Source organism: Prevotella melaninogenica ATCC 25845, assembly GCF_000144405.1.
Classification (GTDB): Bacteria; Bacteroidota; Bacteroidia; order Bacteroidales; family Bacteroidaceae; genus Prevotella; species Prevotella melaninogenica.
The window spans coordinates 1,288,929-1,305,595 of the sequence record NC_014371.1 but is presented as its reverse complement, the minus strand read 5'-3'; the positions used below and the strand labels follow the sequence as shown (position 1 = coordinate 1,305,595).

At 43.8% G+C, this 16,667-nt stretch carries 10 protein-coding genes; 6 read left to right on the top strand and 4 right to left on the bottom strand.

What is annotated here, in order from left to right; all coding sequences use genetic code 11:
• Positions 1–429, top strand: coding sequence for an arsenate reductase ArsC (locus tag HMPREF0659_RS11960; protein ID WP_013265751.1), 429 nt, complete (start codon positions 1–3; stop codon positions 427–429).
• Between the two features lie 12 nt (positions 430–441).
• A complete protein-coding gene (gene arsB / locus HMPREF0659_RS11955) occupies positions 442–1,488 on the top strand; it encodes an ACR3 family arsenite efflux transporter (protein WP_013265095.1) in 1,047 nt (348 codons plus the stop codon).
• 1,093 nt (positions 1,489–2,581) lie between these two features.
• Here arsB and HMPREF0659_RS11945 read toward each other — a convergent pair.
• Together HMPREF0659_RS11945 and HMPREF0659_RS11940 are read right to left on the bottom strand one after the other, a co-directional pair.
• Positions 2,582–3,907: an MATE family efflux transporter gene (locus HMPREF0659_RS11945; RefSeq protein WP_013265400.1), complete on the bottom strand. Its 1,326-nt coding sequence runs from the start codon at positions 3,905–3,907 to the stop codon at positions 2,582–2,584.
• 4 nt (positions 3,908–3,911) lie between these two features.
• Positions 3,912–5,408, bottom strand: coding sequence for a CocE/NonD family hydrolase (locus HMPREF0659_RS11940; RefSeq protein ID WP_013265794.1), 1,497 nt, complete (start codon positions 5,406–5,408; stop codon positions 3,912–3,914).
• Positions 5,409–5,977: 569 nt separating this feature from the next.
• Here HMPREF0659_RS11940 and HMPREF0659_RS11935 point away from each other — a divergent pair.
• The 4 genes from HMPREF0659_RS11935 (at position 5,978) to HMPREF0659_RS11920 (ending at position 11,795) form a co-directional block, all read left to right on the top strand.
• Positions 5,978–6,187, top strand: a complete 210-nt coding sequence (locus HMPREF0659_RS11935) for a WG repeat-containing protein (protein ID WP_226893223.1) — start codon at positions 5,978–5,980, stop codon at positions 6,185–6,187.
• 180 nt (positions 6,188–6,367) lie between these two features.
• A complete protein-coding gene (locus tag HMPREF0659_RS11930) occupies positions 6,368–7,687 on the top strand; it encodes a phosphatase PAP2 family protein (protein ID WP_226893219.1) in 1,320 nt (439 codons plus the stop codon).
• Between the two features lie 520 nt (positions 7,688–8,207).
• Entirely contained in the window at positions 8,208–10,709 is a 2,502-nt protein-coding gene (locus tag HMPREF0659_RS11925; RefSeq protein WP_013265886.1) for a TonB-dependent receptor, read from the top strand.
• A 9-nt stretch (positions 10,710–10,718) separates the two neighbouring features.
• Positions 10,719–11,795: a DUF4249 domain-containing protein gene (locus HMPREF0659_RS11920; protein ID WP_013265833.1), complete on the top strand. Its 1,077-nt coding sequence runs from the start codon at positions 10,719–10,721 to the stop codon at positions 11,793–11,795.
• A 709-nt stretch (positions 11,796–12,504) separates the two neighbouring features.
• On the opposite strand, the gene HMPREF0659_RS11915 is transcribed toward HMPREF0659_RS11920, so the two are convergent.
• A complete protein-coding gene (locus HMPREF0659_RS11915) occupies positions 12,505–14,892 on the bottom strand; it encodes a TonB-dependent receptor (RefSeq protein ID WP_013265587.1) in 2,388 nt (795 codons plus the stop codon).
• Positions 14,893–15,067: 175 nt separating this feature from the next.
• The gene (locus tag HMPREF0659_RS11910) at positions 15,068–15,940 is read right to left on the bottom strand and encodes a sigma-70 family RNA polymerase sigma factor (RefSeq protein ID WP_004359180.1); all 873 of its coding nucleotides are present in this window, start codon (positions 15,938–15,940) and stop codon (positions 15,068–15,070) included.
• Positions 15,941–16,667 lie beyond the last annotated feature (727 nt).

The following is a 16,667-nucleotide window of genomic DNA, read 5'->3' as shown; positions in this document are numbered from 1 at the left end:
ATGAAGATATTAATTCTTTGCACAGGGAATAGCTGCCGCAGTCAAATGGCACATGGCTTTCTACAATCATTTGACAATAAACTGGATGTCTTTTCTGCAGGAACAAAACCTGCTGAAAAGGTTAACCCGATGGCAGTAAAGGTTATGGATGAAATGAGTATAGATTTAGCCCACCATATCCCTAAAAGTGTGAGCCTATATTTAGGGCAGGAATGGGACTACGTTATTACGGTCTGCGGTGGGGCAAATGAAAGCTGCCCGATATTTACAGGTGAAGTAAGGAACAGGCTACATATAGGATTTGACGACCCCTCGGAAGCAACTGGAACGCCAGAGTTTATAAACAGTGAATTTCATCGGGTACGGGATGAAATAAAAGCCCGTTTCTATGACTTCTACCTGAACGAATTAAAACCAAAATTAAGCTAAATAGTTGTTGTTATGGAAAAGAAACAAGGAATTGGATTTTTTGAAAAATACCTGACTATCTGGGTTGCCTTGTGCATCATTATTGGAATTGCCGTGGGACAATGGCTTCCGGCAATCCCACAAACATTAAGTAAATTTGAATATGCCAACGTGTCTATACCCGTGGCAATCCTGATTTGGTTAATGATTTATCCGATGATGCTAAAAGTAGATTTTCAAAGTGTTAAGAATGTCGGTAAGCGTCCGAAAGGAATAATAGTCACTGGCTTTACAAATTGGCTGATAAAGCCATTTACCATGTTCGGAATTGCTTATTTGTTCTTCTATGTGATTTTCAAAGCCTTTATACCTGCCAGATTAGCCGAAGAATATTTAGCCGGGGCGGTATTATTGGGGGCTGCACCTTGTACAGCTATGGTGTTCGTGTGGAGTTACCTTACTAAAGGGGATGCCGCTTATACACTGGTACAAGTGGCAGTGAACGATTTAATCATATTGGTAGCGTTTGCCCCTATCGTTGCTTTCTTGCTGGGAGTTGGCGGCGTATCTATCCCATGGGCCACTCTGTTGCTATCCGTAGGGCTGTTTGTTGTGATACCACTTGCTGCCGGGGTCATTACCCGAATAATGGTTGTCCGCCGCAAAGGTGTGGAGTATTTCAACAATGTATTTATTGAGAAATTTAATAATTACATGGTAGGTGGATTGCTATTAACGCTTATTATCCTGTTTTCATTTCAAGGAGAAACGATACTAAACAATCCCCTGCATATCTTATTGATTGCAGTTCCGCTTGTGTTACAAACGGTTCTGATATTCTTCGTTGCTTACGGTTGGGCGAAATGGTGGAGATTACCCCATGATGTTGCCGCACCTGCCGGAATGATTGGGGCAAGTAATTTCTTTGAATTGGCAGTTGCTGTGGCTATTTCTCTTTTTGGTTTACAATCTGGGGCTGCATTAGCTACGGTGGTGGGCGTGCTGGTCGAAGTTCCGGTGATGTTGATGTTAGTAAGGATTGCCAATAACACACGAAGCTGGTTTCCGGCTACAAAATAACAATAGGGTAAAAGTCCTAATCTAACTTTATCATAAAAAGGCTTGGTGCTGGAAATGTTTGTTCCTAACGTTTCTGGCATGAGGCTGTTTAAAAAGGCGGTAGACAAAAAAAGGTGACAAACAAATATGAAAAGACTTAAATAACTAACAAGAAGAGTTTTGATTTAATTTGCTGTCACTTTTAACAAATAGCATAAAACAACTATAAACCAAAGGGTTCCAGAATAAAATTGAGTGAGAGGAGTGACAGCAAAGTCAAAAGTTCATGAACATAATAAAAAAAACAAAACTCATTCAAATTATGGGATGATAAGCCAAAATACTAATATAAAAAGAGGTTCTTCCGAAATATGGAGTGATAAAGTAAGTCTAATACATATAAAAGTCACACAGAGAGGGGGAGAACACGGAGGTGAAAGCAGACAACCTCACGGAGGTGCCGAAGGCACAAAGAGCGACAGAGCCGTAGTGTACGTGTTGCTGATAGCTTTGGTAATAAACGAATAAACGTTTTAAGAAATCTTGTAAACCACTGCTTTTGTAATGAAGTAGACGAAAATATTAATAAAACTCGTAAATATCCTCTGTTCCTCCACGCACCAACGGTGCCTCTGTGCCTGACGATTACAACGATATAAAACCTCTGTGTTCTCCTTTGCTCTGTGTGACAATACATCAAAGCTTTGATCTCAAAAGATATCACTCCAAATTGCTGAAGACCCTAAATAAATAGATAGTTTGGAGCAATGAGGGATATAGTATATCTTTTATTGGAAACTTAGATTCTAATACTCTGTAAAGAAGGTTGGCAATACTTCTCAAGACTTACGAAATATTATTACAGAAAAACTCGCTGAAAGGTGGGGAAATGCCCTAAAAGTAAGCAATATCAGCACATCTGTAACACACTTGATATCAAAACGTTAGGAAAGTTCATTTAAAAAGGGGCTTTATTGGACTTCAAAAGGGCGTTAGTAAGACTTCAAAAGGGCGTCTTTTCAAAACTAATTGGGCATCTTTTCAAATGCTATTAACGCCCTTTTGAAATCGAAGGTGTGAAAAATTACGACAAAGTTATTTGATTAAACAACTTTTATCTCATTTCTTTGAAGGCAGACCACACAATAGGGATTGTCACGATTAGTGAGATAACGTCACTTACAGCCTGGCAAATTTCAACCCCAAAGAGTCCGTAGAAGTAAGGCAGTACAAATATTAGCGGTATGAAGAACAGCCCTTGGCGAGAAGCAGCAAGGATGTTCGCACGGATAGTCTTTCTACACGTCTGCATCATCATGTTTGCCATCATCATAAAACTGCAGGCTGGGAAAATTATCATCTGATAGCGTAGTGCCGGAATACCGATGGCTATTACCTCCGGATCATCACGGAAGAGTGAGACCACTTCACCGCTGAAGATGATAAGAACCACCGACCAAAACAATAGGAAGAGCGTTCCTATCTTCGTACCGAACCAGAATCCCTCCTTCACTCTGTCATATAGTTTTGCTCCATAACAGAATCCACACATCGGTTGGAAACCCTGTCCTAATCCGACAATGACGCTGAATATAAACATGCTGATGCGTGTCACGATACTCATTGCCGCAATAGCCGCATCGCCATAATTACCAGCTACACTGTTAAGGGCTATCGTACTGACACTTGCCAAGCCCTGACGAGATATAGAGGGAGTTCCACCAGCTATGATTTCTTTTACAAATCGTCCCTCAAATGAGATACGACGATGTGTGTAATGTATCACACCTTCCTTCTGACTCATTATCAGCATGATAACAAATCCACATATCTGACCAATGACTGAAGCCACTGCAGCGCCGCTCACACCCATAGAAAAAACAAAGATGAATACAGGGTCGAGAAGGCAGTTGATAATCGATCCGCTGATAGCACCATAAACAGAATACTTCGTAAAGCCCTGAAAACGCATTTGATTATTGATGCAGAAAGTACCCATGATGAAGGGAGTACCCAGCAGACTGATGCCCAGATATTGACGAGTATAAGGTAGGATTGTGGGCGTACTACCTAAAAGGATGCTGATAGGCTCAAGGAAAAACCATCCAAGTAGCATGACAATCAGCGAGAATACTAATGTGTAGAAAAGTCCTGTGCTTGCCATCACCTCTGCATCCTTGGTATTCTGAGCACCCAACTGACGGGAAATATAATTGCCCGAACCATTACCAAAGAAAAAAGAAAAGGCCTGTATGAAAAACATCACACTGAAAACGACACCTACCGCAGCCGTGGATTGTGTATTAATCTTACCAACAAAAAACGTGTCGACCAGATTATACATACTGGTCAGCAGCATAGAGATGATGGTAGGTATAGCCATGGCGCCTATCACACGATGGACAGGCGCCTGGGTCAGGAATGTATATTTATCGCTCATTGTTTTATTTTACAATCTTAGCTATCCAGCTGAAGAGTTCATTCAGGGCATAGTCGCCACTGTGAGGGCGGTTCCAAGGTAGCTTGAAGTTAACATCCTTACCTGCGTTCTGCAGTTTTGTTGCCAGATTGATAGCGATAGGGAAAGCAGTATCACGGTCGCGAGCACCATGTCGGATATACCAGTGAGGAGCAACAGAGGTAGCTGCATCACCGATGAAATACATAGGGTTCAGTAGGCGAACATTCTCCTTCACCTCGTCAGACAATGTGCTGCCGGTCTTTGCAGCAGCCCATGCAGTAAAGTTAACATCAGAACCTTGCTCGTTTCCAAACTCACCATTCTCGCCACTTGCAGCTGCTCCGTCCACGTTGTAGCTGTCAAAAGAGGGTACACCCTTGAGTGCTTGCGTACTTACTACGTAATTAAGATACTTGTTCATATCAAGGTCTGTGATGTATTCACCAACCTTTTTTCTGCCACCCATCATCATCGGAGGCATACCGCCACCCATTCCTGCTGGACGTGCCATACCTACACCGCCATTGATAGGAGCCTGAAAAGCTGCCTCACTGCTGAATGTAAAACCGATAGTATCAGGGATGTCTGCACCTGCATCTTTAGCTTCCTGCGCACTACGGATGATAATCTGCTTGATATAGTCAAGATAGTTGTCGGCATTGAGCAATGTACCATCTGTCTTTTTCAAGCCGAGTGAGTTAATATAAGATGGGAACTGTGCTGCCAATTCCTTGATTAATGTCTGCTTACTTGCAGCGAGGCTCTTGCGACTATCGGTATTGCCATACAGCCATTCGTATGCCATATCAGCATGATCGAGGTCGGTAATCGGGCAATAGCACACACTCGCAAAGACATCATCACGTCCGTCAGCTGCGCCCATAGCCTTGAGCAGTGGCTCATAGGCAGGGTTGTTGCCTGTTGCACCCATCAAACTCGACATCGCTCCACCTGCACTTGTACCGTCAGTAACAATCTTCTCCGTATTACCCGGTATCAAGTTGTCAAAGTGACGCAGGTAACGGATAGCCGCTTTTAAGTCGAGTAGCGCCTTTGGAGCACGACCAGTATAAACCGTCTTCTTTCCTTTCTTTACGGTAGAAGAACGGCCACGGCTACCGGGAATGACGAGAACATAGCCCTCAGCCAAGGCACGTCCGCTGGCATCCTGTGCTTGTGGGTTACCTGCCTGACTTGCCATATAACCTCCGACGTAAGTGCGGAGGAAGATAGGTGTCTGCTCATTAGCCCCTTCTGGTACAAAGATATTCATATACTGATAGGTAGAATCCTCTACGTTGGTAACAAAATAAAGTTTGTTGTAAGCCGTGTAGTTCACCACTTTGCCATCAGGCATTGTCAACGAAGCCTTCACTCCACTCTCAGGATTAAACTGCAGAGTGTTTGTCTTTGGTTTCTTAGCAGCATTCATATTCATTGCGAGCATCATTCCTAAGGATGCAATAATTAGTTTCTTCATATTTATTGTTTTATTGAAATTGCTTTTTAAGGAATACAAGTGCAATGGCAAGCACTGCATTGATAATCATTGAATACCTAATTTCTACCATAATTGTCTATATGACGACAACTAATAACAAAGGTTTAATTCCCTCTCTCTTCTTTTTTATCCTACTATAAGTTGCGAAGGAGGAAAATATACTTTTTTTGAATATCTTATACTGAAAATCAAAAGAAGATGTGTCAGTATACCTTATTGAACCTTTGTGAGTTCATAAATCAGATAACGTCCTGTGAGTGGAATTCTTGTTCTTTGAAAGGTGTCATAGAATTGCACTGCGTATGCATTGAAAGGACGAAGATAAATCTTAAGCTTACTTGTTTTTACATTATAATATCCGTAGCCGTTAAAATAAGTTCTAAGATAGCTTGCGCTTGCTATTGTGTAACCGCTCATACGTGTCGCGTGACAAGGATAAATAGCTATAGGTATATTTTTCTTTATCGTATATGATTAGAGAGTCGAGGTCAAGCCTTGAATTGGAATAATAATTTTGGTTCTTCCCATATCATGAGGGATTGGCAGCTGTGGCAGTGGGATGCAAGACAGTGCGACCTGCTGATAATCCAGAACACGAATATGCCGTTGGAGGTAAGTGGGGATTTATTGATAAGCAGGGCAATGAGGTTGTGCCGTTGCAGTACGATAGCATCGCTAATTATCGTCAGGTTAAGAATAATAAGGTCCTTGTCTTGAAGGATGGTAAGTGGAAGGCTCTCCAACTCAGCGGTCGCTGACCAAAGGAAATAATGAGGAGAGGGTGTGTGAATTTTGGTAAATTATAATCATTTATCGACAGATAGTTGTTAAGATTACTCTTAAAGGTAAAAAATATTCTCATTTCCCGTGGAAAAGTAGTAATTTTGTAGCCGATAAACCCATGTTAGACAAACTTACGATCAATGCTCGTTGAGGAGATGAAACGTTTTAAGGAGTTATTTTTTATACCGATACTATTCGTATGTCTTTGTTGTCAGGCAAAGGCATCTGCTGTATTGCAAGATAGCATACAGCTTGCGGACTCAATAAAAACGGTTGATAGTTTAAGCCTTGTTGCTGACACAGGTTTAGTTCCCTCTATAAAATGTGTTCCTGCAGAGGGAGAGGAAAAGTCTTGTAACGCTTCTAAACCGCATTTTGATAGGATTATATATACTTGTACACCACTTATTATAAACGGTCTTATCATGAAAGGGCAGAGTAGGCAATTTCGTGGTTTGCGAAATGACTATATACCAAGATTTGATAGGAGTTTAGATAACTACACGCAGTATCTCCCTGCTGCCGTTATGCTTGGCTTAAAGTTTAGTGGCGTGAAAGGTAGAAGTAGCTGGGGGCGTATGCTTGCCTCTGATGCTATGTCGGTAGCGTTGATGGCAGGTATTGTTAATTCGTTAAAATATTCTGCTCAAGTAGAGCGTCCAGATGGTACGGACCTACGCTCTTTCCCTTCTGGGCACACTGCGACAGCCTTTATGACTGCTACCATGCTGAATAAGGAGTATGGCTATCGGAGTCCGTGGATAGGTGTCGGTGCTTACACAGTGGCAGCTGCGACAGGTTTAATGCGTATGGCAAACAATAAGCATTGGCTGAGCGACGTACTGACAGGGGCAGGCGTAGGTATTGTGGCTACAGAATTAGGCTATTATTTTACGGATTTAATATTTAAGGAGCATGGGTTAAGAAAGGCTGATGTAGAGGAAAAGTTTGATAAGCTACAGAAGCCGTCATACGTTGGTCTTAATTTTCTTATTAATGAGCCGTTAGGTACGTATCTCAATGGGAAAAGCTCAAAAGTTAAGGTGTCGCGTGGATGTACCTCAGCTGTTGAGGGAGCCTACTTCTTTAATCCTTATATTGGTGTTGGTGGGCGGTTCTCTGTGACCCGTACGTCAGTCATCGTAGACAATGTCAAGGCTGAAGATAATGTCTTCGATACGTGGAAGTTAGGTGGAGGTGCTTATTTCTCTTATCCGTTATCAGAGCGTTGGCTTCTCGGTAGTAAACTCTTGGTTTCATCTGTGTTTTATCCCGACATAAAGTTAACGGACGATTTAATTGATTCTCATCATGGAGTAGGTTTTGGAACAGGTCTTTCACTGACCTTCAGAGTTCGTCAACATTATAGTGTTCGTTTCCTTATAGACTACAATCTCTTACCTTGTCGTGTGTCAGGAGTGCGCACTTGTTCTCATTCTTTAGGATTAGGCTCCTCTTTTGTCATTAGTTTTTAACCAAGAGTAACGTTAAAAACAAGTCCAGCACAAGCAACTCGTTCACCCGTAAATTTGTTACTCAAAAGAACTTTGTTCATCTGTTACTTTGTCTTTTATTTACTCTGTCTACAAGCAACTTGTTAACTTGTCCACCCGTAAATTTGTTACTCAAAAGAACTTTGTTCATCTGTTACTTTGTCTTTTATTTACTCTGTCTACAAGCAACTGGTTCACTTGTCCACCCGTAAATTTGTTACTTAAAAGAACTTTGTTCATCTGTTACTCTGTCTTTTATTTACTCTGTCTACAAGCAACTTGTTCACTTGTCCACCCGTAAATTTGTTACTCAAAAGAACTTTGTTCATCTGTTACTTTGTCTTTTATTTACTCTGTCTACAAGCAACTGGTTCACTTGTCCACTCGTAAACTTGTCTACTCGTCTACTATCATGAATTATATCGGTAATCATAATTATGAATTTTGAATTATGAATTCTGAATTAAAAGCACTACCTTTGCACCGCTTAAATTTATTTCAGATGAATAAACAGTTTTTATTAGCTGCCTTATGGCTCAGCCCTTTGGGATTGTATGCACATAAGGCTAATGGGATTGGTGCGGTAACATGGAAAAACGAAGCGCCAAAAGAAAGAACGATTCGGGGCATTGATGAGGACAAGACGCACCAGCGTTTTACGCTCAGTGGATATGTGAAAGACCGTAACGGAGAACCACTTATCAATGCAACTATCTACGACCTCACCACACGACAAGGCACGATGACGAATGCCTACGGACATTTCTCGCTCACATTGGGCGAAGGACAACACGAAATAAGGTGTAGCTACGTAGGATATAAAACCCTTATTGAGACCATTGACCTATCTGCAAACCAAAACCATGACATCATCCTGCAAAACGAAGCACAGTTGGATGAGGTGGTTGTGACGACAGACCTGAACTCACCTTTGTTGAAAACGCAGACTGGAAAACTCTCTCTCTCACAGAAAGATATTAAAACGGAGTACGCACTGATGAGTAGTCCGGACGTTATCAAGACTTTACAGCGTACGAGCGGTGTGGCTGATGGTATGGAACTTGCCAGCGGTCTCTACGTTCATGGTGGTAATGGCGACGAAAACCTCTTCTTACTCGACGGTACTCCCCTCTATCATACCAACCATTCATTAGGTCTTTTCTCTTCGTTCAATGCCGATGTTGTGAAGAATGTCGACTTCTACAAGAGCGGTTTCCCAGCACGTTATGGCGGTCGTCTATCGAGTGTCATCGACGTTCGCACGGCTGATGGCGACCTTTATAACACCCACGGCAGCTATCGTATCGGCTTACTCGATGGTGCCTTCCATATCGGGGGACCTATTAGAAAGGGTAAGACATCCTATAACTTCGGTTTGCGTCGTAGCTGGATGGACCTCCTCACGCGTCCTGCCTTTGCGATAATGAACCACAAGAGCAACGATGAGGATAAGTTGAGTATGTCGTATTTCTTCCATGACTTAAACTTCAAGTTGACCAATATCTTCAACGAACGTTCGCGAATGTCGCTGAGTATCTACTCTGGTGAGGACCGATTGGACGCAAAAGACAAGTGGCACAGTAACAATAGCAGTGGTTATAACGACGTAGACATCTATGTGAATCGCTTCCACTGGGGTAACTTCAATGCTGCCTTAGACTGGAACTATCAGTTCTCACCGAAGCTCTTTGCTAACTTCACAGCCGTCTATACGCACAATCGCTCAACGGTTAGCAGCTCAGACGAGTGGAGATTTACACGCCCTGGAGAGAAAGAACAACTAACATTGACCTCTCATGGCTATCGTTCATCTATTGATGACATCGGCTATCGAGCAGCCTTCGACTTCCGTCCAAGCCCTCGTCACCACATTCGCTTTGGTCAGGACTATACCTATCATCGCTTCCAGCCACAGACTTACAACCGTTTTGATAATTATCAAACCAATAGTGAGGCAAAGGCTGACACGATTGCGACCCACAGTTATAATAAGAATGTGGCACATCAGCTGACCTTCTATGCCGAAGACGAGATGATGCTCAACGAGAAATGGAGCCTCAACGGGGGTGTGAATGCCGATGTCTTCCATATTAGCGGTAAGACCTTCGCAACGCTGAGTCCACGTCTTTCGATGAAGTTCCAGCCAACGGAGCGCCTGTCTCTTAAGGCAAGCTACACGCTGATGAGCCAGTTTGTACATAAGATTGCCAACTCCTTCCTCGATCTTCCAACCGACTACTGGGTGCCAACGACGGCTCGTCTACATCCGATGCGCTCTTGGCAGGTGGCTGCAGGAGCTTATATGAAACCTGACAAGCACTGGTTGCTCTCGTTAGAGGCTTATTACAAGCATTCAAGTCATATCCTGCAGTATTCAAGTTGGGCAGGATTGGAACCACCAGCAGCCAACTGGGACTATATGGTTATGGAGGGTGATGGTCGCTCTTACGGTGTTGAATTGGATGCTGATTACAACGTTTCCAACCTCACACTACATGGTTCTTACACGCTCTCATGGACTGAGAAGAAGTTTGATGACTTCTACGATGGTTGGTATTATGATAAGTTTGACAACCGTCATAAGCTCACCCTCACCGGAAGATGGAACATCACAAAGAAGATTGCAGCCTTTGCAGCATGGACATTCCGCACGGGTAACCGCATGACAATCCCTACTCAGTATATCGGGTTGCCTGACGTTCCAGCGCAGGAGCAGGGAGGATTGACCTTTAATTCATCTGATGACAACACGTTGAACTTTGCTTACGAAAAGCCTAATAACGTTATCTTGCCGGCTTATCACCGTCTTGACATCGGCTTCGACTTCCATCATACCACCAAGAAGGGGCATGAGCGCATCTGGAACCTCAGTTTCTACAATGCTTATTGCCACCTGAACTCACTCTGGGTACGTGTGAAAATCGACGGCAATAACCAGATGAAGATAAGGAACATAGCGTTCATCCCTGTGATTCCATCGTTCAGTTACACATTTAAATTCTAAGTTTCGAACATGAAAAAGATATTTTTTCTCCTCTTCCTTGCCCTATCGGTGATGAGTTGCAAGGATGATTTCAGTGTCAGCAATCTGCCTGATGCAAAGCCAAAGTTGGTGGTCTATTGTATGCCTTCTACTTCCGACACCACTTATATCACAGTGTCACGTAGCATACCTTTGAAACAATATAACACAACAGAGAAGAATGTGATGATTGATGATGCAGTAATCAGCTATCAATTGAACGGACAGACGAGGACGGTGACTGCCTTGGGCAATGGTCGCTATCGTGTCGTTGGACAGCAGAAGGCGGGCGATAAGGTGCAGTTGCGTGTTGAAGCGCAGGGCTTAGAGGCTGTCGAGTCGTCTACGGAGATTCCACAACCGATTGGCATCAGCAATATTACCACACGTATGGTACGTATGAAGAAAGACCCTTCGGCAAATGTAGAAGACTTCCTGCAGCTGCAGGCTACCTTCACCGACCCTGCCCAGACACACGATTATTATGCTGTGCGTGTCAAGAGTAAGAAGTTGCACTACCTTTATGTTGCCTGTTTTAAGAATATGGGTGGCTATATGCAGGAGGTGATGAGCTACTATTCTTACGCTGACTATATGGAGGGACGTAAGACCAACAGCTATGATAGTGTGGCTGTAAGATACGACTTGGTAACTGAGTATATACCTATCTCAACGGCAAGTGAACCGCTTCTGAACCCATTGTCAGACATTGACGATGATTTCGACTTCAGTAGTGATTTTTATAAGCAGTTCTATGTCTTCGATGATGCGACAATCAACGGCAAGACTTACACACTTCGTCTGAACGTTGAACCTTACACTGGTATAAGAGATGAGACCAAAGCGTCTTTGGCAGAGCTAAAGACAAAGTATGGTATAGAGGAAGGATTACAGTTAGAGTTCTATCACATCGCCCCAGCCTACTACCGTTTCCTACAGGCTTTGAACGATGTTTCGAACAATTCCCTTGCTCAAGCGGGCCTCTCTACTATCCGTACCACCTACAGCAATATGCTGAATGGTATGGGAATCTGTGCTGGGTTTAATATGGACACCGCAAAGCATTAAGCAGCCCCTCCCCCTTACCCCTCCCCCAAAGGGAGGGGCGTGAAATGAGAGAGAGATAACAGCCCCTACCCCTCCCCCAAAGGGAGGGGCGTAATTACCGAGATACCCCTTCCGGCATGGAAAACGTTTAAGTTAATAGCTATAAAAAACATAGCAAGACACTCAACTGTTTATTCTATTATCATCCTCGCACACAAAAAAGCACTTCATTTTAAGACTCCGACCGTAGATGAGGATTCGAAAAAATATTACATAAGTTCTGATAAAACATCTATAAATCACGGCAAAAACACATATTAAAAGTAGGTTTATAACTAAAAGGAAATCAGTTAGTTATAAAGCAGCATAAGAAAAGGTGCTTAATTAGACTCCAAAAGGGCGTTAGTAAGACTTCAAAAGGGCACCTATTGCAAGCCAATTAGGCGTTAAAAATAAACTAAAAGAGTATGTTTTGGAAAAGGGTCTGAAAAAAAATTAGACAAAAAAAATAAGCAAGTCCAAGCCTCAAAACTAACTAACCCTTCTCTCATTATTTCCCTTTAGTAAATCACCGTTGGTTCGAAGAGGAGATGGGGAGAGAGGCTCGGAAGGGGTATCTCGGTGTTTACGCCCCTCCCTTTGGGGGAGGGGTAAGGGGGAGGGGCCAGTTGCTTGGGTCAGTTGCTGGGGCCAGTTGCTTGGGCCAGTTGCTGGGGTGAGGCTCCTTTTTCTAAAACTCCACCGTTACCCTACCATTTATCTGTCGTCCAGTAAGGTAGTTTGGAACGGCATATTGCTGTCCGGCGATGTCTGTCACCCAATAATACGAGTTGACGTTATTGATACCAAAGAGGTTCAGACAGTCCAAACCGAGCCAGATATTCTTAAAGATTGTGTTGCGATGGCCGTCGTTATTGTCTAATAGGCGATAGCTCATACCGATATCGGCACGCTTGTAAGCTGGGGCGCGGAAGGTGTTATTCTCCAATTCCTTGTGTGGAGCAGAGAATGGAAGACCGTCTGCATAAGCCAATTTCAGCGACATACGCCAACGCGTCGTACCTGGGAAGAAGTCCGTGAAATAAAGGTTGAGCGCATAACGCTGGTCGGTTGGGAGCGGAATACTCTTACCATTCAACTTCATACTCGTGTTCATCACACTCAGCGTCAGCCATGAGTCAGCACCCGGAACGAACTCACCAAAGAGTTTAAGGTCGAGACCTGTGGCATGTCCTGTGGCTGTATTCTCACCATAATACGTCACTTTCACATTGTCAACTGAGTAAGGAACGAGGTGTGAGAGTGCCTTATAATAAGCCTCCGCAGTGAACTTAAACGGACGACCTAACATCTCGAAGCGATAGGTCATACCTGCCAATGCGTGGATAGACTGCTGTGCGCGAATCTTCTGATTGAGCGTTGCGTAGGTGACACCATTGACGATTGATGTGTCGCGAAGCTCCTTATAGAATGGTGCCTGATAGTAGATACCACCTGCAATGCGGAAACTCAGGTTGCGATTTCTACCCGGTGTGATGGTCAGCGATGCACGTGGAGAGAACAGACTCTCGCCATTGAAGTCCCAATGTGCAAAGCGAACGCCATAATTCAGTGTGAAAAGCGTTGGAACAGAGTCGCGTGTCTGGAAGTTCCATGTGTCCTGCAAATAGCTTTCAAAGCGTTTCGCCTTGAGTTCGTTACGAGCACGAAGCGAGTAAATCATCTTCAAGTCACGCCCCGTATGCGGAACGTTATAACCCGCTGAATCACGGTATTCGTATTCGGCAGAGTTCTCCTTGATACGCTCAAGTTTATAGGTCACTGCGCCCTCAATCTTGTGTTTGCCAGCCCGATGCTGCATCATCAGCTTCAAACTCTTCACGTCAGCGTTGAGATAGTCGCGAGAATGCTGCATATACGTACCCACACCGAGGTTTTCCGACGTCTCCGTCTGTGTCAGCCAGTACTGTCCTTGAATGTCATAACGCTCCTGCTCCTTCGTTGTGAAAGCCGATGCGAGGAGGGAGAGGTCTGTGCGCGAACTCAAATGGCGTGTGATAGCCAACGAACCGAAGAAGGTACGGAAGAGATCTTTCTCCTGTCCATCGAAGTAAACACGGAACTTCTTCACGTTCTGCAGCGTACCGAAGTTTGTCTCACGGTCTTCTGGCTCGAAGTTATAACGGTTGTCAGAGATGTTACCGATGAAGTCTACCTGCCAACGTTTGTTGGGTTGCCATGAGAGATAAGTCTGATAATCAAGGAATGACGGACGATATTCACCCTTTGTCTGGAGTGATCCAAGGAGGTAACGATTGGTTTTATAACGCACACCATTGGTCCATGTCAACTTCTTCGTAGCCAATCCGAGGTAGGCACTGGCACCTAAAAGTGAGGCAGAGACGGAGGCTTCCGTCTTCTTCGGGCGTTTATAGGTGATGTCTAAGGCTGAACTCATCTTGTCACCATATTTCGCTTCGAATCCACCGGTTGAGAAACCAACGCTCTCAACCATGTCGGGATTGATAATAGAGAGTCCTTCTTGCTGTCCACTTCGCACAAGGAAGGGACGGAACACTTCTATATTATTGATATAGACAGAGTTCTCATCGAAGGTACCACCACGCACATTATATTGTGAGGATAGCTCCGAGTGGGTTGAAACACCCGCCTGAGTCTGTACCATTTCTTCGACAGCATTGCCCGACGTAGAGGGTCCTTGTTTAGTTTTTTGAATATCCAATTCTTCCGTTGTTCCGTGCTGTTTGGCTTTGCCCTGCACTACAACCTCCTCCAATGCGTTGTCGTCAGCAAGCTGTACGAGTAGTGTCTGCTTTCCCTTTGGACGCACGAGAATCCTCGTCTTGGTCTTGTAACCAATCATTGAGAAGCGCACCTTCACGGAGTCTTCACTCTGCAACTGCATATTGAACTCGCCTTTTAGGTTGGTCATCGACAGTTTTCCTTGCGTAACAACCATGACAGAAGCCAACTCGATTGGGTTGCCCTCCTTGTCGGAAACCTTCCCTTGCAGTGTGAACGATTGCGCAAATGCTAACTGCGCTGTCACCATGAACAATAGTAGTAATATGTATTTCTGAATATCCTTACGTTTCATACATTATATAACGTTGCTGATTTCGTTTTATTGTCTTTCTCAGTTACTTAGAAGTGAAAGACTTGCTGCAAAGCGGTTCTTGCACTTTACGGTTCCTCATCAGCAGATATAAAAAAGTGGATGCGCCTCATTTGACACATCCACCTCTATAATTGAAATCTATCTTTTGTCTTTTTTAGCCCAAGTACTTCATGAGTACGCGTGCGTTGCCGCTCTCACGAATCTTCTCGATAGCCTTCTCACGAATCTGGCGAACACGCTCACGGGTAAGACCCATCTCTGTTCCAATCTCCTCCAAACCCTTCTCTTGGCAACCGATACCGAAACACTCGGTGACAATCTTTATCTCACGATCCTTCAAAGTGTTCTGAAGAACGGCACGGAGATCGTCTGACATTGACTCGAAATCAACGCCACGGTCGGTACGAGAGTCGTCACCTGAAGACAGCATATCACTCATTGAGTTATCATCGTCATCGCTAAATGGAGCGTCGATACTCATGTGATGGTTGTCTGCACTCTGACTCTGACGGATGCGAGCCTCATCGATACCAGTCAACTCTGCCAACTCATGGATAGAAGGACGACGGTTGTGTTGCTGCACAAACTCGTTCGTTACCTGATTAATCTTTGAGATAGCACCCACCTGATTCAGCGGAAGACGCACGATACGGCTCTGCTCAGCGATAGCCTGCAGAATACTCTGACGAATCCACCAAACAGCGTATGAGATAAACTTAAAACCACGAGTCTCATCGAACTTCTCTGCTGCCTTTACCAAACCAATGTTTCCCTCGTCGATAAGGTCGGTGAGAGAGAGTCCTTGGTGCTGATACTGTTTAGCTACAGAAACGACGAAACGGAGGTTAGCCTTAATCAGTTTCTCCTTCGCACGCTCGCCCTTGCGACCGCCCTTGTGGATTTCCTGTGCCAGCTCAATCTCTTCGTCAACGGTAATCATCGGTTCACGACCAATCTCAACGAGATACTTATCCAGTGCCTCACTTGATCGGTTGGTGATACTTTTTGAAATCTTAAGTTGTCTCATGAATTGTTTACTATTTCCTCCTAAAAATATAGCTAATTTCCGTTATCCAAAATTGATACGGCGTGCAAAGGTACATATAAATATGTGAATAACCAAATCCGAACACCTTTGGTTGTGTATTTTTATGTTTTTTTATACGATTACACGTCACAATAGCCTGTTATTGTAGACAAAATCAATGTGTAATGTGCTAATTCCGTCCGCCTGTAAGTCAATAAGCAGTGCCTTGTAATGAATTATGACATAAAAGAAAGACTCTTTTTTTCTCTCTTTAATTGATGTGCGGACGCCCCGCACATATAGTGTTTATACTTCGCACCACTGGTATTAACCATGAATAGGAAATAAATATAGGTGCGTGGTCTGTTTTGTCAATACTTGTCAATAAGATTCATAAGCACACAAACAGAAAAAGAGGCGACTTTTTAGCGTGAGAGAAGGAAATAAGAAGAGGCTTTCAAAATATGACGTAATAAACCAAACTTCTTACAGAATAAGGCACACGGAGAAACGGAGGAAACGGAGATAAACGCAATAGCACGGAGGTGCTAATGGCACACAGAGCGACGGAGACATAGCGTACAAATTCTTGATAACTCTGGGCACAAATGCTTTGGGCATACCTCCCCAAAAAAACTTGCAAACAAGCTCTGTTGCTCCCTGCACCGACGGTGCCTCCGCGACTCCTATCGCTTTGTGTCTAACAATCCTCCGTTCCCTCCGCCCC